Here is a 20,848-nt window from a genome sequence, read left to right on the forward strand (position 1 = left end):
CGCACAGCGCTCTGGGCTACCGCCCACCGGCACCCGAAACCCTCGTCGCAATGGACCAGAGGCCGGCAATGCACTAACAATCAAACTGGACCACTCGGGTGGGGCTGATCAACTGTGCCAAACGAAGAGCGAAGAAAGTTCGTAATTCTGATGTCTAGAGACGACAAAGCTTTGCGGGTCGCACGTATGGTTGCCGGTAATCAACCACGTCTGGGAGCCGCAGATCCACAGTCCATTAGCCGGTTCGGATTGACAGTGATTGACTTGACTGAGATTGAAGACACCACGAGCATAAATCACTCGAAATTCGCCAATTCCCCAGAGATCGTCCAACTTCTTGGTCAACGGCTTGCGACAGGTGACGCGCTATCGACGGAGGAAAACGCCGGCGGCGTTTTCATTCAGAAGGTCGGTGGTGTGATAGATGTCTTTCAGCTTCCTTAATGACTGCAGGAAACTACCAATTTGGCGGCATTGTTATTTCTTTGACCTTGTCAGATAAACCGGCTTGAGACGGGGAGGGCGGTTTTGTGGCGTCCGGCCATGACCAAACGATCGCCGCTCCGCTATTTCAAGACCTCGCCCCAGATCATCCGGTTGGCGATGATGCTGTATGTTCGGTTCCCGCTGTCGCTCCGAAACGTGGAAGATTTGCTAGACGAGCGCGGCATCGACGTGAGCCACAAGGCCGTTCGGTTTTGGTGGCACAGGTTTGGTCCGATGTTCGCCGCCGAGATCAGAAAACGACGTATCGAGGGGATGAAGTCGAGCCGCTGGTGGTGGCATTTGGACGAGATGTTTGTGAAGATCAAGGGCGAGCGGTACTACCTTTGACGGGCTGTCGATCACGAAGCAGAAGTTCTGGAGAGCTTCGTCACGCAGAAGCGTGACAGGAAAGCCACGTTGAAATTTCTAAAAAAAGCAATGCAAAAGCACGGTCGCCCCGAAGTGATCGTGACTGATCGGCTCAGGTCGTTTGGCGCTGCTCCAAGAGAGATTGGTGCGGAGCAGCGTCTGGAAACGGGGCGCTTGTTGAGCAACCGCGCTGAGAATTCGCATCTGCCGTTTCGACGAAGAGAACGGGCGATGTTGCGTTTCAGGCGGATGCGCAGTTTAGAGAAATTCGCCGCCGTTCACGCCTCAGTTCTAAACTTGTTCAACTCAGAGCGCAGCCTGTCTTCTAGAACAAATTGCAATCTTAACAGCGCTGCCGCTCTCGCAGAGTGGCGCGGTCTCTGCGCCGAATAAAGTGCAGGCATCCTGCCCTTTGTGAGACTGGTTCGCACTAGTCTGCCAGCACCGCCATGGCAGCTCGTTGAGGCCTTTGGGTTGTTTTGTCTAGTTAGAGAAATCCAGATCCAAAAAGCAATGCACTGGTGATCACCCCCAGGAGCGGTACCACAAGAGGAACGCGAAAATGCTTGGGGGCCTCGTCCGGCTGCATCTTCAGCAGGATAAGCGAAATGTTGACGAGCACAAAGACGCCCAGAACGATCTGGGATGTGCGCTCTGCCAAAGTACCAATCGGTGTAGTTTGAGTCAGCAGAACGATGATCGCTACAACCAGCAAAGTAGCAACAACCGGTGTCTGCGTTGCCTTAGGGACTATCGCCAGAACCTTCGGCAAATGGTCACGGTCTGCTAGTCCGTAGATCACCCGCGAGGCCATAATCATCTGGATCAGTACTCCATTGACTGTCGCCACAATCGCGACCGAGGAAAAGCCCTGTTTAATCACCTCGGGGGCGTTTGAAAACACAAGCGCCAGGGGTGCTGCGGATGTCGAGAGAACATCGATCGGAACAACAAGTAGAACCGTCATTGAGGTTCCCAGATACAACACCGTCGCCAGAACGAGGGTTAGTAAAATCGCTTTTGGGATGGTGCGCACGGGGTCTTTGACCTCTTCCGCAACATTGGCCATGTCTTCGAAGCCAACAAATGCAAAGAAGGCTAGAAGTGATGCCGCGAAAATGCCTCTCCACGCGTCGAGTTCAAGTGGCGGAAGCATCGAACTGATCCCGTATCCCTGCGGATCCTGAACCGACATGCCCCAGCCAATCACAAAGAGAAGGCCTGCGATCTCGATGATCGTGATGACAGCCGCAACAAAGACAGATTCAGTGATCCCCCAAAGCGCGATTAGACCCATGATCAGAACGACGCTGATGGTCAAAACAGGAATCGCAAAACCGGTCAAAGCATGAAGGTATGATGCTGCGCCAATTGCAACGGCAGAAGCGGAGATAACGCCCGAGGCTGCCACCGCAAACCCAACGAAAACCGCCATCCATCTTTTCTGAAATCCCGCCTCAACATAGGCTGCTTCACCTGCGCTGACAGGAAATCGAGTTGCGAGTTCCGCATAGGAAAGCGCGGTGAGTGATACGACGAGCGCGGCTACAACGAACGACAACGCCGCAAACGGTCCGGCAATGTCTGCTGTTGCACCGACTAAAACGTAAATGCCCGCTCCGACCGTTACCCCAAGGCCATAAAGCGTGAGCAACGGGGTAGTAAGGGCCCGTCTGAGTTTCTGTTCGTTTGGATCACCAGAGTTCATAGGTGGTTTCCGCCAACTGCCCATTCCGAACGTCGTCAGTGGCGTCCTTCTCTTTTTATCTCGATTGGCGCAGCGGCTTAATCCTATGGTCAAAGCCGCACCGAATGCCTTGTGTCTCAACGTTTGGGCGCATTGGACGCCAATCGACTAACTGGGGGCTCGCCATCACTCTTGCCGAGCCCCCGTGGGTGGAACCTCCACTTCTTCAAAATTCCGTTCACCTTTGTGTTTTCTTGGGGACAGGACGGTGAACGTAGAATATGTTGAAACATTCGAATTTCACTATGCAATTCGTGTTGGTGCTTTGATCTATGTCAATCAACTCGCGGCGTCGGGTCTGCGAGGCTGAACGCAAACCAACTGACTTTTGTCGTCGGATTTAAAGGCAAAGCAAACATGCTAGGCGGTGTGAGACTTAGGGTGGAAAGCAATTCGTGATGTTCTGGAACCTGTTACCGGCCTTAGGCGGCATCGGCCTGTTCCTTGTCGGCATGCTGTTGATGACCGACGGTTTGAAGGCTTTGGCAGGGGCGAAATTGCGAGACATTTTGGGCCGGTTCACGTCGACACCGTTTACCGGGGCCGTAACAGGCGCGGTCACGACAGCTGCAATCCAGTCTTCCAGTGCGACCACCGTTGCGGCCGTCGGGTTTGTCGCGTCTGGTCTGCTCACATTTCCCCAAGCGCTTGGGATCATCTTTGGGGCCAATATCGGAACGACCATGACAGGTTGGCTCGTCGCGCTCTTGGGGTTCAGGCTAGACCTGGGACAAGTGATGTTGCCAGTTGTTTTTATTGGGGCTTTGCTGGCGCTTTCGGGAAGAAAAGTGGTTTCCGGCCTTGGGTTGGCGTTGGCCGGGTTCAGTTTGATTTTCATTGGGATCGAGCAGCTCAAGTCCGGGCTTGAGGCGTTTCGCGGCGTAGTTACTCCTGCCGATTTTCCGCCAGATACACTGCTAGGCAGGCTGAAGCTTGTATTGATCGGCGTCCTGATAACGATGGTGACGCAGTCTTCGAGCGCTGGCGTTGCGACAGCATTGGCTGCGTTGAGCGCTGGTGCTGTGAACTTCCCTCAAGCGGCGGCGCTCGTCATTGGAATGGACGTGGGGACAACTTTCACCGCTGTTCTAGCCACCTTTGGTGGGGGCACGATGGCTCGTCGAACCGGTTTTGCTCATGTGATCTACAACGTGATGACAGGAGTAATGGCATTTTTTTTGCTGGGGCCATTTACTTCGGTCTTTGTAAGCGGGGTGGGGGCAGGAAATTCTCTGACTGCGCTTGTCGCGTTCCATAGTTTCTTCAACGCCATAGGCGTGGCGCTGATCTTGCCCTTCGCCAAACCCTTTGCCAGATTTGTCGAGGCGCTCGTACCCGACCGAGGTGCTGAGTTAACGAGATCTCTGGATCCGCTTGTCCTTGGGACGCCGGAAATAGCTGTGGATGCAGCAAAAGCTGCAGTCGAACAAATTGTTAGGGCCGAAGTAGCGCACCTTCGGTTATGTATGGGGGCATCTGAGCCAAACGGAATCAACTTTGGGCGGGACAGCATTGAGACTGCTATTTCCGAAGCGCGCTCGTATCTAGATAAGATAGAACTGTCCAGCAGGTCCGACGTAGAGTTATCCAGCATCAAGGGTATGTACCATATCCTCGATCATCTCGATCGGTTGCTTTACCGGTGTAGCCAAGATGATCGGATAAGCGAGTTGCCGAAAGACCCGCGCTTGAAACGGCTTGCTTCAGTGGTGATTGCGGCGACTGATGGCTATTTGGAAATCGACAATCCAGCGCAGTGTGAAGTCACGCTGAATCGCGTTCGCCGTTTTCTGCGACGACAGAGGAAACTTCGCAGAGAGTTGCTCATCTCCGATGCTGCGACTGACACGCTGCCGGACGACGTGGTCTGGGCTCGTTTGGATGCCCTCAGATGGTTACATCGCGTGTCTTATCACCTTTGGCGAATTCGTTGGCATTTGAACGCATTGGAAGGAGTGCCGTCTGGGCGCGAGGGTGGTAAGGTCAATGACGAAGTGGCGTAGTTGGAGGTCTGCCTGGATTAGATTGGGCGTGTGCTCAAACGCTATTCGACTGAAACGCCAATGTTCGTGCTGGTGCGGACAACATGAGCAAGGTCAAAGACGTTCCTTAGCTATACTGTTTAATGAGATCTTCATTAGTGGCAGCGATTTGGAGGAGAATATGCAGGTTTATCGAGGGATTTTACTGGCACTGTTAGTCACCGGGCCTGCACTAGCACAGGAGGTCAGCGTCAGTGCGGGAAGTGATTTGTACCGGACGTATTGCTGGCAATGTCACGGTTTCGAAGCGACCGGAGACGGGCCAATGGCCGAAATGTTGGCTATTCGAACACCCGACCTTACCAAATTGGCGGGCGAAAACGACGGTGTGTTTCCGATAGTTCGCATAGCTGAACAGATTGATGGTCGTTCACAATTGCTCGCCCATGGGGGCGAAATGCCAATCTTTGGCGCGGTGTTTGAGACAGACCAAAAAATCGCGGTGGCTCTACCTAATGGGCAATCTATGATGGTAGGCCTGCCGTTGGCGAATTTGCTCGCCTTTCTTGAATCGATCCAGTCTGAATAGTCACTGACCAATCTGCTCATCCGCGTCAGCCGTTCGTCTGATTGACATGAGAGTCAACGGCGGCCCCAACACCTCGAAGGCCACAGTACTGGCTAGAGTAAAGGCCATGATCAACGCGGCCCAATGCGGAAATTGCTCTCCGGCTACAAGGGCCATTCCTACCGCGACACCGGCCTGTGGTAACAAGGCGGTACCGTACCAGCGGGTTTGACGGCGAGGCAGGCCGCCCAGTATTGCTCCGCAGTAACCTCCGACAAGTCGGGCCACGGCACGCAAGAATAGGAAAAGAGCACCAGCCCAGCCCATCAAGCCGAAGGCTTCAATTTCCAACGTGGCGCCAGCCAACAGGAAGAACAGAATCATGAACGGCCACTGAATGTGCTCGATCTCATGAAAAGCATGGTCGTGATGGCGGGCAAGATTCCCGATAACTGCGCCCGCAACCATGCCTGCTACCAAGAAGGAAACCTCCAGCCAAAGCGCGAGGCCCGCTGTAAGAAAGACTATGCCCACTGCTTCTGCCTGCGTTGGCTCCCCCGGTTTCAAGCGGCCGGTCAGGTAAGCGGATGGCACGCCTAGTGCGCAACCCAGCAAAATAGCCCCTCCGAAATCCCACATCGCTGTGGTCGTGACAGTGGCCCAACCGTCCGAATGACCGGCCAGAACCAAGGCGATGCTGAAAACAATCAGACCCCAAGCGTCATCAATTGCGACAACGCCCTTTAATGTCTCGGTGAAGCTGTTGGACACCCCAGATTGTTTGATCACGTCTGTCATGGCGGCCGGAGCTGTAGCCGTAGCAATCGCCGCCAACACTAACGCCAACCCGAAGGGTACGCCGATTGCGGTCAGTCCAGCAGGCACAATAACAAGGGTTGCAACCACGATTGAAATCGAAATCGTCAGAATGGCTCGGCCATGCCGTACCAGGTTCTCGTATGTCAAAGATCCTCCCAGAAGGAACGCGACCATCGTCAAGGCCACAATCGATATCTCGTCGAACCACATTGCGACGTCGAGTGGGATCAACCCCATTCCGGCGTTCCCGGCGATCAGACCGAGGAAAAGTAAGGTTGTAACACGAGGAAAATGCGTGGCCCGGCCAAGTTGGTCGGCCGCCAATCCGGCAAGGAAGAGGATACCAAGGGTAATCAGAAAGCCGGCAATGTGCATAGAAAACCAAGCGTTAAGTTCTTGTCTAGACTACTCTAACTCCAACACTGCCCTCTAGGAACCGATGTCGGAGAGAATGTGAGTGCCCTGTCGCGGTCTAAGCCGAGAGTTCTAAAGAAAAGCGTAATTGATCTGTATTAAGGCGAAAGCATGCCGCAGGTGGCACAATAGTTTATTCAGGAAATGAGGAGGAATTTTCGATGCCGAGAAAGAAATCTAGCACAAATAGCCCGACCTCGCTTGTGGATGTTTTCAAGCAAATGCAGCCGCCCATGTCTGGCAATCCGGCCTTCGGTGCCCAGATCGAACAGTTTTGGGACGCACAAGAAAAATTGCTCGAAGAAACAGAGGCCTTTGCACAGCATTGGTTCGAACGGCGTCATGAGGCGGTCCGGACGGCTCTAAAAGCTGCACGAAATGTGTCTTCCGCGAACCCGTCCGATCCCTCCAAAGCCCTTCAGAGCATGGCGGAGTGGCAGCGCCATTCGGCGGAGCGGTTGGTTGCTGACATTCAGGAATGGTTCGAAACCGTGTCGCGTTGTGCATCTTATGTCGCTGAAACCGAAGCTGAAGCCGTTGAGAAAACAGTTGATGAGGTTGTAGCCGCTACAAAGAGCGCGGGGAAATCGTCAAAGTCTGAGCCTGTTTAGGTTTCCTGCTGCCGAGGAACCAAACTGGAATCACCGGAGCAGTAGATAGGCGGTCAAATGTACAAGAATATCCTGATCCCGGTTGCTCTGGACCAAGAACACGACACACAAGCGTCGTTTGAAGCCGCGCGCCAATTGGCTGATGCGGACGCTGTATTCACCGTGATACACGTCCAAGAACCAATTCCGGCGTATGTAGCGTCTCAGATTCCCAGCGAAGTACTTGCCAATACGCGGCATGAAATCTTGGAAAACCTGCATCAAACTGCTTCTGAAATTCCAGGCGCGAAGGTTCGGCTCATCTCTGGTCACGCGGGTAGGGCTATTGTCGACTGCGCAAATGAGAGCGACGCGGATTGCATCGTCTTGGCTTCGCACAAGCCTGGTTTTGAGGACGTTTTCTTAGGTTCCACTGCGAACAGAGTCGTGCATCACGCCAGGTGCTCGGTTCATGTAATTCGTTGAGCGGTCTTGTCAGAAGAACTTTGCTTGAGTGGGGCGGGGGTGCTGCGTAGCTATTGCCCAGGTCCAGACCTGCCTCCTTCAAATACTTTAAAACCAGTCCCGAGATCATCTGCCTTGCAGTGATGCTGTACATTCGTTTCCCGCTCTCGCTTCGGAATGTCGAAGATTTGTTGCACGAGCGAGGCATCGACGTGAGCCACGAAACTGTCCGGTATTGGTGGAACAGGTTTGGCCCAAAGTTTGCTGCTGAGATCGGAAGAAAGCGTGTTCAGCAATTGAGAGCCTACACCAAATGGAAGTGGCACGTGGACGAGGTTTTCGTGAAGGTGAATGGCAAGAGAAACTACCTCTGGCGGGCCGTTGATCGTGAGGGCGAAGTGCTGGAAGCAATCGTTACCAAACGCCGAAACAAGGCTGCAGCACTGAAATTCCTCAAGAAATTGATGAAGCGGCACGGTTGCGCCGAGGAGGTCGTCACAGATCGATGCGCTTCCTACAAGGCTGCGTTCAGAGAAATGGGCGCACTCGAAAAACAACAGACGGGCAGGTGGATTAACAACCGCGTCGAGAATTCACACCTTCCTTTTCGACGGCGTGAACGCGCCATGCAACGTTTCAGGCGCATGCGAAGTTTACAGAAGTTCGACGCCGTCCATCTCTCCGTCTACAACCACTGCAACCAAGAAAGATCGCTCACCAGCAGAGACTCCTTCAAGCTGAACTGGGCCGCTGCTCTTAGCGAGTGGCGTGAACTTAGTTCCGGATAGGTTCGCGGTTTCCGTGGCAAACTGAGACTGGTTCGCATTCGTCTGACAGCACCACCTGATGATCTCAATCACGAAATTTGCCTGTCCTATGGTGAGGAGGAGTCTCCGGTGACCCTCCCCCACTGAAGCGCCCATTCACCGCTGGTCGATCGATTCACACGAATAACGGCGATCTACTTTATCAATTTGTGCGCTCAGGAGCAGGTATTGTGATGTTGCCGGAATTTCATGTGGCACATGAGATCGCGTCAGGAGACGTTGTCTCGGTTCTGGAAGATTGGTCCCTGCCGCCTCTGTGGTTGTCCTTGTTTTATCCACCCTACGAGGCTTTGCCGCCACTGGTTGCGACGTTCACAGACTTCTTCGAGGCTTTCCTTCAGGATCACGAAGGGTTTGTGTTCTGACCCTTGAAGATCTGCCGAGTTGTGCTTGATCTCACACTTGGCATAGCCAGAATGCCCCGAACGGTCAGTCATCGCCAAAGCTGTTCTTGCCTCTGTTGGCTGATACGCCTCGAAAGGTTCTCGAACTGAGAGATGACAAATGCTTTGAACCGATTTGCAGCGGGATTGTTATTCGTCTCCTCTTTCGACAAGACACCAAGCATGCGGTCCGGGTGGCCGATCTCGAGTTTGAGTGCCGAAATCTGATTTTGCCCTGCCATCTCAAAGACAACGGAGTAGGGCAAAACCGTCAGGCTATCGGATCCGGCAAGAATGCTGACGACGGAAGCCAAAGAACCGCCAGAGAAGTTAATCTTGAAGTCTTTTGCGCCGATCTTTGACAGCGCGCGCTGCAAGTCGCGATAAAGTGGGCTGTCGGTAGGCGGCGCGATCCAAGAGTACCGCGAGATATCGGACAGGGTCACGGACTTCTTTCGAAGCAGCGGGTGGCCATTGCGACAGGCGATCACGTTTTGGCCCGGCAAGATGGGCTGAAAACGGAGGTTTTCTGGAACTTGTTGTTTTTGCAGCGGAACGATCGCAAGGTCGAGTGTTTCATTCCGCAACCGGTCAATGAGCGCGTCGGCGTAGCCATAGCTCTGCTCAAGGAACACATCTGGCATGTGTTGTTGAAAGCGGGCAATGATGGTGGCGATCACCCCATCCATGAAGACAGGTGTCCCGGCGACGCGGACAAACCCCGCATGCCCTGTTCGAAAACGATCAATGTCTTTCCCCGCCGCGCGAGTTGCTTCCAGGACTACACGTCCATGGGACGCGAGAGAGTGTCCCAGATCTGTAGGCTGCAGCGGTCTACGACCAGGCTGAAACAGCGGCGCGCCAATACGGCTTTCCAGTTGCGAGAGCGTGCGGGACACCGATGGCTGCGACTTGCCAAGCGCCTCCGCACCTTCGGTAAGTCCACCATTGTCGACAATGGATGCAAGTATCTCAAGATGGCGCGGGTCAATTTTCATAACTTGAAGATATATAGCCTGCACGAGATTCAATCAAATTCGAAAAATACTTCTGCTAATCCGGACTCGTCAGGATGACGGGGGAGCGGACATGTCGTTTTTTCAACGTGAGTTTGTTGCAAACAGTGCGGCGGTTCGCGTCAGCTTTGGGCCGGGTGTTCGCCGTGAGGTTGGAGCTGAGATCGCACGCCTTGGTGCAAAGCGCGCCTTGGTCCTGTCGACGCCGCACCAAGCAGATACGGCGTTGGCTTTTGCCAAGGAAGTAGGTCCGCGCGCAGCAGGCGTGTTTACGGGAGCCGCGATGCACACACCGGTGACCGTGACCGAGGATGCGATCAAACACGTGCAGGAGATCGATGCAGACTGCCTTGTGGCTATTGGCGGGGGGTCTACAACCGGACTTTCCAAAGCGATCGCGTATCGAACTGATCTGCCGCAGATCATCGTTCCCACGACCTATGCGGGATCGGAGGCGACGCCGATCCTAGGGCAAACAGAGAACAGCCTGAAGACCACTCTCAAAGATCCCAAAGTGCAGCCAGAAGTGATCCTATACGATGCCGAACTTGTGGCATCTTTGCCCGTTCCCATGACGGTGACCAGTGCGCTCAACGCCATCGCTCACGCAGCTGAGGGTCTTTACGCGGAAGACCGCAACCCAGTGTCCAGCGCATTGGCTGTTGAAGGCATGCGCGCCTTTGCGGCGGCACTTCCGAAAGTTATCGCGTCACCAGACGACCTCGATGCCCGAGGTGAAACACTTTATGGCGCATGGCTTTGCGGCACCGTTTTGGGGCAGGTCGGCATGGCGCTCCACCACAAGCTTTGTCATACGCTCGGCGGGACCTTCGATTTGCCGCATGCTGAAACCCACGCGATTATTTTGCCCCACGCGATCGCTTTCAATGCCGCCGCCGTGCCCGAGTTGCTGGCTCCTGTCGCAGAGATCTTTGATGCCGACGGGCCGGGAGAAGCCCTGAATATCTTCTCTGAAAAGATGGGCGCGCCGCGGCGTTTGTCCGACTTAGGTCTGGTGGAAGCAGACTTGGACAAAGCTGCCGAACTCGCCACGAAGAACGCTTACTGGAACCCGGCAGAGATCACACGAGGCGGAATTCGCGCGCTTCTGGACGCCGCGTTCCATGGCCGTCGACCAAATAACTGAACAAGAAAACGACTGGGAGGAACTGAAATGATCACACGCAGAAAGCTGCTCAAGACGACCGCCGCATCTGGTGTGGCGCTTGCGGCGGGCGGCTTAGCCACGCCTGCCATTACACAAGGTGCACGCATCAGGATTGGCTATGTCACCCCGCAGTCAGGCCCCTTGGCGGCCTTCGCAGAGGCCGACCAGTTCATTCTTGACGGCTTTTCGGCCACGGAGGCTGGGGCCAATTTCGAAGTCATCGTCAAGGATAGCCAGTCGAATCCCAACCGAGCTGCGGAGGTGGCGCAGGAACTAATCGTTGACGATGAAATTGACCTGATGCTCGTGGCATCGACGCCCGAGACGACCAACCCCGTTACAACTACCTGCGAGAATGAGGAAATCCCGTGTATCTCGACGGTGGCACCTTGGCAGCCGTGGTTTATCGGACAGCAAGGCAACCCCGGCGATCCGGGCAGTTGGCAACCGTTCAATTACGCGTATCACTTCTTCTGGGGGCTGGAAGATGTGATTGCGGTCTTCACAAACATGTGGGCGCAACTCGACACCAACAAATCCGTTGGTGGCCTCTTCCCGAACGACGGCGACGGCAATGCCTGGGGTGACCCGAATGTCGGTTTCCCGCCGGTGCTAGATGCACAGGGCTACACGCTGACCGATCCGGGTCGGTATCAAAACCTGACAGATGATTTCTCGGCACAGATAAATGCCTTCAAATCGGCGAGTGTGGAGATCGTAACCGGCGTTGTGATCCCGCCCGACTTCACCACTTTCTGGACCCAGGCCAAACAGCAGGGCTTTACGCCCAAGGCCGCGTCGATTGGCAAAGCGATCCTGTTCCCTCAGGCCGTCGAAGCGCTCGGCAATGCTGGTCATAACCTCTCGTCCGAGGTTTGGTGGTCGCCGACGCATCCTTTTACCTCATCGCTGAACGGAATGAGCGCAGGCGACCTAGCAGAGGGCTTCACGTCGGCGACGGGGCGTCCCTGGACCCAGCCGATCGGCTTCGTGCATGCTCTCTTCGAAGTCGCAGCGGATGCAATGAGCCGTGTCAGCGACAGCAGAGATCCCGACGAGGTATCCGAGGCCATCGCCGCGACCGACTTGAACACCATTGTGGGACCCTTGGCCTGGAATGGTGCCGGTCTCCCGCCGTTTGCGGCGAAGAATGTCGCGAAAACGCCGCTGGTCGGGGGGCAGTGGCGCCTCAAGGATGGCGGTGGCTACGATCTTGTGATCGTGGACAACCAGACCGCACCCAACGTGCCGACAGGTGGCACGATGGAACCCATTACCTGAAACCGGAACAGCGCCCCGGGCGCGGCCCGGGGCGCTGTCCCCAAGAGAGGAACTTCGAGTGACGCTTGAGGTCAGGGAGGGCTTGTCCGTGTTGCGCCTTGAAAACGTGTCAAAGAGTTTCGGCTCTCTTAAAGTGACCGATGCGGTCAGCTTTGACGTGCCCGAGGGACAGGCACTCGGGATCATCGGACCGAACGGGGCGGGCAAGTCCACTTTGTTCAACCTGATAACCGGAAACCTCATATCGGACGCGGGCACCATTCATTTTGGTGGGCGAGACGTGACCCACGTGGCCCCGATGCACCGGTGCTTGAGCGGCGTTGGCCGATCGTTTCAGATCCCGCAACCGTTTGACAAAATGACAGTTTTCGAGAACCTCTTGGTGGCGGCGACACACGGGCGCAGCGCCTCCGAAGCGGCTGTTGCCAATGCCTGCGCCGATGTTTTGGACCGCACGGGCTTGATGCCCAAAGCCAATGAGCCGGCAGGGTCCCTCTCGCTCCTTGAGCGCAAACGGCTTGAATTGGCGCGGGCTATGGCCACCGGGCCAAAGCTGCTGCTGTTGGATGAAATCGCTGGCGGTTTGACCGATGCCGAGTGCAAGTCGCTGGTACAAACGATCCGCGACATTCATGCCGAAGGCGTCACCATCATCTGGATCGAGCACGTACTGCATGCGCTGACCCGTGTGGTTGAGCGGCTTCTGGTGCTCGATTTCGGACGTGTGATCGGTGTTGGCGATCCGGCTGAGATCATGGACAGCCGCGAAGTCAAAGAAATCTATCTGGGGATCGATGTCTGATGGCTCTTTTGGAAACCAAGGGATTGACGGCGCATTACGGGGACTTTCAGGCCCTCTTTGGTGTCGATATCCGGCTAGAGCGCGGCGAGACGGTCGCAATCATCGGTGCCAATGGCGCGGGGAAGACGACTTTGATGCGCTCGATCACAGGCGTGCTCAAGAACGCGCCGGAGCATGCCCTGCATAACGGAACGCAGATCGGTCATCTGCCGGCGGACACGATCATGAAGCGCGGCATTGCCATGGTGCCGGAAGGGCGCAAGCTGTTTCCGTCGCTGTCGGTCGAGGAGAATCTGATCATCGGCGCGCAGCACAAGGGCGGGCGCGATCTGGGGGACCGGATCGACAGTATCCTGTCGCGCTTCACCGGGGCACCCGATCCGATGGAGTTGGCCACGGGCCATGATGGGCAGGGCTATTGGACGCTCGAGACCATCTATGAGTTGTTCCCGATCTTGCGGGAAAGGCGCCATAACCCAGGGACGGCCTTATCAGGCGGTCAACAACAGATGGTCGCCATCGGACGCGCGTTAATGTCAAATCCCGACGTTCTGCTGTGTGACGAAATCAGCCTGGGACTTGCGCCGGTTGTCATCCGGGACATCTACGCGGCTCTTCCAAAAATCAAGGAAAGCGGTGCTAGCGTCATCGTCGTCGAACAGGACATCAGCCAAGCGCTGGCCGTTGCGGACCGGGTCTATTGCATGATGGAGGGTCGGGTGACCCTGGAGGGCAAGCCGTCCGAGATCAGCCGCGAAGACATTCAAGCCGCCTATTTCGGAGCCGTCGCATGATCTGGATTGACACAATTGTTCAGGGGATCATGCTTGGTGGGCTCTATGCGCTTTTTGCCGCCGGATTGAGCCTTGTTTTCGGGATCATGCGGCTGGTGAATCTGGCTCATGGCGATCTGATTATTCTGGGTGCTTACCTTATCCTCGTTTGCGTCACGGTCCTCGGTCTGAACCCCTTTCTGGCAATCGTCGTGGCCGCGCCGCTGATGTTCATTCTTGGCTGGATACTGCAAAAGCTGGTGCTGAACAGGACACTGGGCGATGATATTCTGCCACCGCTCTTGGTGACATTCGGCCTTTCGATCGTAATCCAGAACGGGCTGCTCGAAGGCTTTTCCGCAGACAGCCAACGCATTTCGGCCGGTGCCCTGGAGACGGCATCGGTCAGTGTCGGTCCAATCAGCATGGGCGTGCTTCCGCTAATGACTTTCGGATCGGCGATCGCGGTGATCCTTGCGCTCAACCATATCTTTTTCCGCACGGCGATCGGGCGTGCGTTCCGGGCGACCTCGGACGATGCGATCACAGCGAGCCTGATGGGGATCAAGCCGGAACGGGTTTTCGCAACTGCGACGGGGCTCGCCCTAGTCGTGGCTGCCATCGCTGCGCTCTACCTTGGCGTCCGGGCTAATTTCGATCCCTCCATTGGTCCCGCGCGTCTCATTTATGCCTTCGAGGCTGTGATCATTGGCGGTCTCGGCAGCCTTTGGGGCACTTTGGTGGGTGGCATTATCATCGGCGTCGCGCAGACCGTAGGGGCCGCGATCAATCCAGAATGGCAGATCCTGGCGGGTCATGTTGCCTTCCTCGTCGTTCTTCTCATCCGCCCGCGCGGGCTCTTTCCGAGGGCGAACTGATCATGGCTGCCACTTATTCCATTTCGACGCGGACCCCGGCGTCCGGCATTGCAGCAATCGCCGCATTTATATTGCTGATCGCCTTGATCGCAGCGCCGGCCTTTGCGTCTCGCGGCATGATACAGGACCTGTTCTTTATCCTGACCATGCTGACACTGGCCCAATACTGGAACCTGCTGGCAGGCTACGGCGGATTGGTATCGGTCGGTCAGCAAGCCTTCGTGGGCATGGGTGCCTATGCGCTTTACGGTGCGGTCATCCTGGGTGGCATGGACCCGATCTTGTCTATCCTGCTCGCCGGTGGGGCGGCTCTCTTGTTGGCCATTCCCACCGCATTCTTCGCGTTCCGTCTACAAGGGGCTTATTTCGCGATTGGCACTTGGGTGATTGCGGAGGTGGCGCGCCTTTCAGTGGCGCAATGGCAAGCGGTCGGCGGAGGGACGGGCACGTCGTTGCCGCGCGACGCCCTGCGTGACTTGGCTTTAGTGGACGGCATTCGCGCGGTCTTTGACGTGCGCGCCAGTGCGGCGCGTGACATCCTGGCGTACTGGTTGGCCCTTGCACTGGCCGTAGCGACCATTGCTGGCATCTACTGGCTTCTCAGGACGAAGCGTGGCCTCGCGCTGGCGGCGGTACGTGACAATACCGAAGCCGCCAAATCGGTGGGTGTCGATGCGGGGCGCATGAAGTGGCTGGTTTTTCTGACGTCCGCTTTTGGCACCGGGCTGGCAGGCGGATTGATCTATCTTCAGAAGGCGCGAATTTCACCTGACGCGGCTTTCAGCGTAACCGACTGGACCGCCTATGTAATTTTTATCGTCGTCATAGGCGGGATCGGGACAATCGAGGGCCCGATCCTTGGTGTGATGGTCTTCTTCCTGCTGCAAAGCCTGCTGGCGGACTATGGCAGCTGGTACCTAATGATCCTCGGCCTGATCGGGATCGGCGTGATGCTCTTTGCGCCACGCGGGCTTTGGGGACTGATCTCCGAGCGCACAGGCCTGCAACTTTTTCCAATACGTCGCCGCTTGGTTGGCGGTTCAACACCAACGATGGAGGGCTAAATCATGGCCGACTTTGAAACTGACGTTCTCATCATCGGCACGGGTCCGGCAGGGTCGGCGACAGCTGCGCTCTTGTCGAGCTACGGTGTCGAGAACATGGCCGTGAACCGCTATCGCTGGCTGGCCAACACACCCCGCGCCCACATCACCAATCAAAGATGCATGGAGGTGTTACGCGATCTGGGACACGAGGTCGAAGAAGAGGCCTACATGCACGGCGCGCACCAGGACCTGATGGGGGAGAACGTGTTTTGCGAAAGTCTCGCTGGGGAAGAGATCGGGCGGATGAAAAGCTGGGGCAAACATCCTTTGTCCCGTGCCGAGCATCAGCTCGCCTCCCCCTGTCACATGATCGACCTGCCACAGACGTTCATGGAGCCGATCCTGTTCGGGACCGCCTGTCGCCGCGGCACGCAAGCCCGGATGTCGGTGGAGTATCTGCGGCATGAGCAGGATGCCGAGGGTGTGACGGCCACCTGCCTGGATCGCCTTTCGGGCAAGGAATTCACGGTGCGCTCAAAGTACCTGGTGGGCGCGGATGGCGGCAACTCGCTTGTGGCCGAGCACGAGAGCCTGCCTTTTGAAGGGCAGATGGGCGTTGGCGGCTCGATGAACATCCTGTTCCGGGCGGACCTGTCGAAGTATGTCGCGCACCGCCCGTCCGTTCTCTACTGGGTCATGCAACCGGGCGCCGATGTCGGGGGCATCGGCATGGGTCTTGTCCGCATGGTCCGGCCATGGAACGAATGGCTCATTGTCTGGGGTTACGACATCAACCAGCCGGCGCCTGAGGTGGACGAGGCCATGGCCACCGAGGTGGCGCGCCAGCTGGTGGGCGATCCCGAGCTGGAGATCGAGTTGATCAGCGCCAACACTTGGACGGTCAACAACATGTACGCGACAAACATGCAAAAGGGCCGCGTGTTCATCATGGGCGATGCGGCGCACAGGCACCCACCATCCAATGGGCTTGGGTCGAATACATCCATTCAGGACGGCTTCAATCTGGCCTGGAAACTTGCAGCCGTGCTGAAAGGGCAGGCGGGTCCGGGCTTGCTGGACAGTTATTCCGAGGAACGCGCGCCGGTCGCCAAGCAGATCGTGACGCGCGCCAACCAGTCCATCGCCGAGTTTGGCCCGATCTTCGAGGCGCTCGGCATGGCGGAAGGCGTGAAACCTGAAATCATGCAGGAAAACCTCGAGGCCCGTTGTGACACCACGCCCGAGGCCGAAAAGCAGCGCGAGGCGATCCGGGAGGCCATCGCGTTCAAGAAATACGAATTCGACGCCCATGGCGTCGAGATGAACCAGCGTTACCGCTCATGTGCGGTCGAGACCGATGGTCAATTGGAACCGGCCTTCGAACTGGATGCCGAATTGCACTACCAGCCCACCACATGGCCGGGCGCACGGATCCCGCATGTTTGGCTGTTCGATCACAAGACAGGGGACAAGCACTCGACCCTCGATCTCAGCGGTCGTGGCAAGTTCACACTTTTCACGGGGATCGGCGGCGAAGCCTGGGCAGAGGCGGCCAAGGCAATCGGTGCCGCGTTCGGGATGGATATCCGGGTGCATCTCGTAGGTCCGCGCCGAGAGATCGAAGACCTCACCGGGGATTGGGCCCGGGCCCGGGAGATATCCGACTCCGGTTGCATTCTCGTACGCCCCGACCACCACGTTGCCTGGCGTGCCGAGAGCATGAGCGCCGAACCGGAAGGCGACCTCAAACGGGTCCTGTCGAAAATTCTGGCGCGATAAGGGGGATCTTCTGATGGAAGCACATGAAAAAGGGTTCTTCACCGAAGCCGACAGCATAGAGGTCGTCACCGGACGCAATGCCAACGCGAAGAACGAACGGCTCAAGGACGTGATGGAAGTCATCACGCGCAAGCTGCACGAAGCGGTCAAGGAGATCGAGCCGACGCAGGAGGAATGGTTCAAGGCGATCATGTTTCTCACTGAGACCGGGCATAAGTGCGACGAGTGGCGGCAGGAGTTCATCCTGCTGAGCGACACGCTGGGCGTCTCGATGCTGGTGGATGCGATCAACTCCCGCCGCCCGACCGGTGCTTCAGAGAACACGGTGCTCGGACCCTTTCACGTCCCGGATGCGCCAGAATACGAGATGGGGACAAACATCTGTCTGGACCAAAAGGGTGAGGACATGGTTGTCCATGGCCGCATCCTCGACACCGATGGCAATCCCATTGCGGGGGCCAAGATCGATGTCTGGCAGACTAATGATGATGGGTTCTACGACGTCCAGCAAAAGGGCTTGCAGCCTGACTTCAATTTGCGGGGTGTCTTCCGGACCGGTGAGGATGGAAGCTATTGGTTTAAAGGGGTCAAACCCCGCTTTTATCCGATCCCCGATGACGGTCCGGTTGGCAAACTCCTTGGCCATTTGGGTCGTCACCCCAACCGTCCAGCGCACCTTCACTTCATCATCTCGGCCGAAGGTTATGACACCCTGACAACTCACATTTTCGATCCTGACGATCCCTACATCAATTCGGATGCCGTCTTTGGCGTAAAGGAGAGCTTGCTGGCGGACATCAAGCGTGTCGACGACCAAGACCGTGCCGCCGAAGTGGGGTTCGAGGGTGCCTATTGGGACATCGACTTTGATTTTGTTCTTGCGCGGGTGTGAGCCATGACAAAACCTTGCATAATTTGCGTTGCGATCACCGGCTCCCTGCCAACCAAGGCGAATAACCCTGCGGTTCCGATCACGGTGTCGGAGCAAGTCGAGAGTACGCACGCCGCCTTCGAGGCAGGGGCCACGATCTGCCATGCCCATGTGCGCAATGATGATGAAACCCCGTCTTCTGATCCCGACAAGTTCGCGCGCCTCAAGGAAGGCCTGGAAAAGCACTGCCCGGGGATGATCATCCAATTTTCAACGGGAGGTCGGTCGGGCGCTGGAAAGACACGTGGTGGAATGTTGCCGCTCAAGCCCGACATGGCGTCTCTGTCGGTTGGGTCGAACAACTTCCCGACGCGGGTTTACGAGAATCCGCCGGATCTCGTGGCGTGGCTGGCTTCCGAAATGAAGGTTCACGGCGTTAAGCCAGAGATTGAGGCCTTCGATCTCAGCCATATCCTGAAAGCCAAGGAAATGGCTGATCGCGGAGAGCTGGCGGGTACTCCCTACGTGCAGTTCGTCATGGGCGTGAAGAATGCCATGCCCGCAGACCGGGACGTCTTTGACTACTACGTCAAAACCGTCGGGCGGTTGTTTGGCCCGGATGCCCCTTGGTGCGCGGCCGGGATTGGGCGCCATCAGTACGAGCTGAACGACTGGGCGATCAGTGCAGGTGGTCATGCGCGGACGGGCCTGGAGGACAATGTCCGGATCGACCGGGACACTCTTGCACCGTCGAACGCGGCGCTGGTCTCGCGCACCGCCGAACTCTGCGCGCGGTACGACCGACCCGTCGCCACTCCGGCGCAGGCACGCGCCATTCTCGGTCTGCAAGCAGCTTGAGATAAGGGACAGCGGAATGAACGACAAAGTGCAGAAAGCCGATGAAGCCGCGCGCTCAGTGCTGTCAGAGCAAATCAGCTTGAGGCGGGCAGGGCGGTTTCGTAGCCTCGTCGGATGACCAAATCTGATCCATTTCGCTATCTCAAAACGAGCCGTGAGATAATCCGCTTGGCGGTGATGCTGCAGGTGCGGTTTCCGCTGTCGCTCCGCAATGTTGAAGACCTGCTTCATGAACGCGGCGTCGATGTGAGGCAGGAAGCTGTGAGATTTTGGTGGCACCGGTTCGGTCCGTTGTTCGCGTCCGAGATTAGAAAACGGCGGATTACGGGCATGAAATCCAGCAAGTGGCTCTGGCATCTGGACGAGATGTTCGTGAAGATCAACGGCGAGCGGCATTATCTATGGCGGGCTATCGATCATGAAGGCGAAATCCTGGAAAGCTTCGTCACAAAGACAGGTAACAAGAAAGCCGCGTAGAAATTCTCTAAGAAAACAATGCGCAAACACGGTCGACCTGAAGTCATCGTCACGGACCTGCTACGGTCGGACGGTGCGGCCCTGAAGGAGATTGGTGCAGGTGGCAGGCAGGAAACGGGCCGTTGGCTGAACAATCGAGCAGAGAATTCACATCTGCCTTTCCGACGACGAGAACGGGCGATGCTTCGCTTCCGGCACATGCGAAGTTTGCAGAAATTCGCCGCCGTCCACGCCTCAATTGACAACCTGTTCAATTTGGAAAGAAGCCTTCACCCACGACCCAATTTTAAACTCAACCGTGCCGCTGCTCTTTCTGAGTGGCGCAGTCTCGGCACGGCAAAACGGGCAGTGTCGCTGTCGTTGTGGAGACTAATTCGAATTCGTCTGGCAGCACCTTCAGGCCGCCAGCACTCACTCAAACGGCTGGAAGGGCTCGGCAAAGCGAGCAGCAACAACAACGGAGGCAAAATGAAAGTTGTGCCGAATTCGCATGTTTGAACCTAATTTTTCGTAAATCAACACTTTTTCCGCGCGTAGATTTCTCTACGCTCTCGTATGATAGACTTCTGGTTTTAAACAAAAAGGTAGTTGGGAACACCCATAGGTGCGAGTGTGTTCTCCTGAGCGGCGAAGCGATTTGAGGCTGCTTGGAAACGAAGAAAGGAGTGAAAAATGGGATTTGGTGAAGCCGTTAAAACGTGTTTCTCGAAATACTTCCAGTTCTCCGGTCGGGCTATACGCTCAGAATACTGGTGGTTCTTCTTGTTTGTGGTTCTCGTGAGTGCTGCTTTGGCTGTGTTGGATACGATCCTATTCGGGACCGACCCCGAAACAGGGCAGGGATCTCGGGTTCTGTCCTCTGTTTTCCAACTGGCCGTTCTCATACCTATGCTGGCCGCCGGTTGGAGAAGGCTGCATGATACAGGACGACCTGGCTGGTACTTGCTGCTGCCGATGGCGCTCAGCATTGCATCGCTATTTGTTATGCTGGGTGGGGTGGCGTTCTTCTCGGTATTGGAGCAAGGGACGGAAAACCCCGATGCATTGCGGGGACCCGCGGCAGTCTTGGGTGCGACCGGTATTGTTGTTGTCTCAATTCTTCAATTGGTTCTGTCCATCCTGATGATCTGGTGGCTGTCGCGACCTTCCCAAGAAGGCGCAAACGACTACGGCGAACCTGCTTCCTGATCTGGTTGCCCAGGTAACGGGCCGGATCCCTGCTGAATGACTGCGCGAAACGTAACACCAT

20 protein-coding genes and 2 pseudogenes are annotated in these 20,848 nt (G+C 56.4%); 19 read left to right on the forward strand and 3 right to left on the reverse strand.

Annotation, left to right across the window (positions count from 1 at the left end):
* Positions 1 to 114 precede the first annotated feature (114 nt).
* Positions 115 to 444 carry an alpha/beta hydrolase gene (locus tag AC2FME_RS16825; protein WP_496801049.1) on the forward strand — a complete coding sequence of 110 codons (330 nt, stop codon included), beginning with the start codon at positions 115 to 117 and terminating at the stop codon, positions 442 to 444.
* A 99-nt stretch (positions 445 to 543) separates the two neighbouring features.
* Positions 544 to 1,248: pseudogene (locus AC2FME_RS16830) on the forward strand (IS6 family transposase).
* Between the two features lie 94 nt (positions 1,249 to 1,342).
* On the opposite strand, the gene AC2FME_RS16835 reads toward AC2FME_RS16830, so the two are convergent.
* The gene (locus tag AC2FME_RS16835) at positions 1,343 to 2,563 is read right to left on the reverse strand and encodes an APC family permease (RefSeq protein WP_496801050.1); all 1,221 of its coding nucleotides are present in this window, start codon (positions 2,561 to 2,563) and stop codon (positions 1,343 to 1,345) included.
* Positions 2,564 to 3,000: 437 nt separating this feature from the next.
* Between AC2FME_RS16835 and AC2FME_RS16840 the strand changes: the two genes are divergently transcribed.
* Positions 3,001 to 4,605 carry a Na/Pi cotransporter family protein gene (locus AC2FME_RS16840; protein ID WP_496801051.1) on the forward strand — a complete coding sequence of 535 codons (1,605 nt, stop codon included), beginning with the start codon at positions 3,001 to 3,003 and terminating at the stop codon, positions 4,603 to 4,605.
* A gap of 160 nt (positions 4,606 to 4,765) precedes the next feature.
* Entirely contained in the window at positions 4,766 to 5,173 is a 408-nt protein-coding gene (locus tag AC2FME_RS16845) for a c-type cytochrome (protein ID WP_496686986.1), read from the forward strand.
* On the opposite strand, the gene AC2FME_RS16850 is transcribed toward AC2FME_RS16845, so the two are convergent.
* Positions 5,174 to 6,346: a cation:proton antiporter gene (locus AC2FME_RS16850; RefSeq protein ID WP_496682584.1), complete on the reverse strand. Its 1,173-nt coding sequence runs from the start codon at positions 6,344 to 6,346 to the stop codon at positions 5,174 to 5,176.
* Between the two features lie 200 nt (positions 6,347 to 6,546).
* Between AC2FME_RS16850 and AC2FME_RS16855 the strand changes: the two genes are divergently transcribed.
* From AC2FME_RS16855 to AC2FME_RS16870, 4 genes are all read left to right on the forward strand, one after another.
* The gene (locus AC2FME_RS16855; RefSeq protein WP_496686988.1) at positions 6,547 to 6,996 is read left to right on the forward strand and encodes a phasin family protein; all 450 of its coding nucleotides are present in this window, start codon (positions 6,547 to 6,549) and stop codon (positions 6,994 to 6,996) included.
* A gap of 57 nt (positions 6,997 to 7,053) precedes the next feature.
* The gene (locus tag AC2FME_RS16860; RefSeq protein ID WP_496742804.1) at positions 7,054 to 7,461 is read left to right on the forward strand and encodes a universal stress protein; all 408 of its coding nucleotides are present in this window, start codon (positions 7,054 to 7,056) and stop codon (positions 7,459 to 7,461) included.
* A gap of 53 nt (positions 7,462 to 7,514) precedes the next feature.
* On the forward strand, positions 7,515 to 8,228 hold the full coding sequence (locus tag AC2FME_RS16865) for an IS6 family transposase (RefSeq protein WP_496801052.1): 714 nt from the start codon (positions 7,515 to 7,517) through the stop codon (positions 8,226 to 8,228).
* 122 nt (positions 8,229 to 8,350) lie between these two features.
* A complete protein-coding gene (locus AC2FME_RS16870; RefSeq protein ID WP_496683526.1) occupies positions 8,351 to 8,632 on the forward strand; it encodes a LysR substrate-binding domain-containing protein in 282 nt (93 codons plus the stop codon).
* A 68-nt stretch (positions 8,633 to 8,700) separates the two neighbouring features.
* Here the strand turns inward: AC2FME_RS16870 and AC2FME_RS16875 are convergent, their stop codons facing one another.
* Complete coding sequence (locus AC2FME_RS16875; protein ID WP_496683520.1) at positions 8,701 to 9,648, reverse strand: LysR family transcriptional regulator; 948 nt, start codon at positions 9,646 to 9,648, stop codon at positions 8,701 to 8,703.
* Positions 9,649 to 9,739: 91 nt separating this feature from the next.
* On the opposite strand from AC2FME_RS16875, the gene AC2FME_RS16880 reads away from it, so the two are divergent.
* From AC2FME_RS16880 to AC2FME_RS16930, 11 genes and pseudogenes are all read left to right on the forward strand, one after another.
* Positions 9,740 to 10,813, forward strand: coding sequence for a maleylacetate reductase (locus tag AC2FME_RS16880; protein WP_496683518.1), 1,074 nt, complete (start codon positions 9,740 to 9,742; stop codon positions 10,811 to 10,813).
* 27 nt (positions 10,814 to 10,840) lie between these two features.
* On the forward strand, positions 10,841 to 12,115 hold the full coding sequence (locus AC2FME_RS16885; protein ID WP_496801053.1) for an ABC transporter substrate-binding protein: 1,275 nt from the start codon (positions 10,841 to 10,843) through the stop codon (positions 12,113 to 12,115).
* Positions 12,116 to 12,173: 58 nt separating this feature from the next.
* Positions 12,174 to 12,917: an ABC transporter ATP-binding protein gene (locus tag AC2FME_RS16890; protein ID WP_496683513.1), complete on the forward strand. Its 744-nt coding sequence runs from the start codon at positions 12,174 to 12,176 to the stop codon at positions 12,915 to 12,917.
* Positions 12,917 to 13,711: an ABC transporter ATP-binding protein gene (locus tag AC2FME_RS16895; RefSeq protein ID WP_496683511.1), complete on the forward strand. Its 795-nt coding sequence runs from the start codon at positions 12,917 to 12,919 to the stop codon at positions 13,709 to 13,711. Before AC2FME_RS16890 ends, AC2FME_RS16895 begins: the two co-directional genes overlap by 1 nt.
* A complete protein-coding gene (locus AC2FME_RS16900; RefSeq protein WP_496683509.1) occupies positions 13,708 to 14,568 on the forward strand; it encodes a branched-chain amino acid ABC transporter permease in 861 nt (286 codons plus the stop codon). The genes AC2FME_RS16895 and AC2FME_RS16900 overlap by 4 nt, the downstream gene beginning before the upstream one ends.
* Before the next feature lie 2 nt (positions 14,569 to 14,570).
* Positions 14,571 to 15,632, forward strand: a complete 1,062-nt coding sequence (locus AC2FME_RS16905; protein ID WP_496801054.1) for a branched-chain amino acid ABC transporter permease — start codon at positions 14,571 to 14,573, stop codon at positions 15,630 to 15,632.
* A 3-nt stretch (positions 15,633 to 15,635) separates the two neighbouring features.
* Positions 15,636 to 17,393, forward strand: coding sequence for an FAD-dependent oxidoreductase (locus AC2FME_RS16910; RefSeq protein WP_496801055.1), 1,758 nt, complete (start codon positions 15,636 to 15,638; stop codon positions 17,391 to 17,393).
* A 13-nt stretch (positions 17,394 to 17,406) separates the two neighbouring features.
* Positions 17,407 to 18,285: an intradiol ring-cleavage dioxygenase gene (locus tag AC2FME_RS16915; RefSeq protein ID WP_496801056.1), complete on the forward strand. Its 879-nt coding sequence runs from the start codon at positions 17,407 to 17,409 to the stop codon at positions 18,283 to 18,285.
* 3 nt (positions 18,286 to 18,288) lie between these two features.
* Positions 18,289 to 19,122, forward strand: coding sequence for a 3-oxoadipate:acetyl-CoA acetyltransferase (locus AC2FME_RS16920; protein WP_496683503.1), 834 nt, complete (start codon positions 18,289 to 18,291; stop codon positions 19,120 to 19,122).
* 114 nt (positions 19,123 to 19,236) lie between these two features.
* Positions 19,237 to 19,938: pseudogene (locus tag AC2FME_RS16925) on the forward strand (IS6 family transposase); the annotation flags it as partial.
* A gap of 333 nt (positions 19,939 to 20,271) precedes the next feature.
* A complete protein-coding gene (locus AC2FME_RS16930) occupies positions 20,272 to 20,787 on the forward strand; it encodes a DUF805 domain-containing protein (protein ID WP_496795821.1) in 516 nt (171 codons plus the stop codon).
* The last annotated feature ends 61 nt before the right edge of the window (positions 20,788 to 20,848 follow it).

It is taken from the genome of Ruegeria sp. BHSC026, from assembly GCF_059613065.1.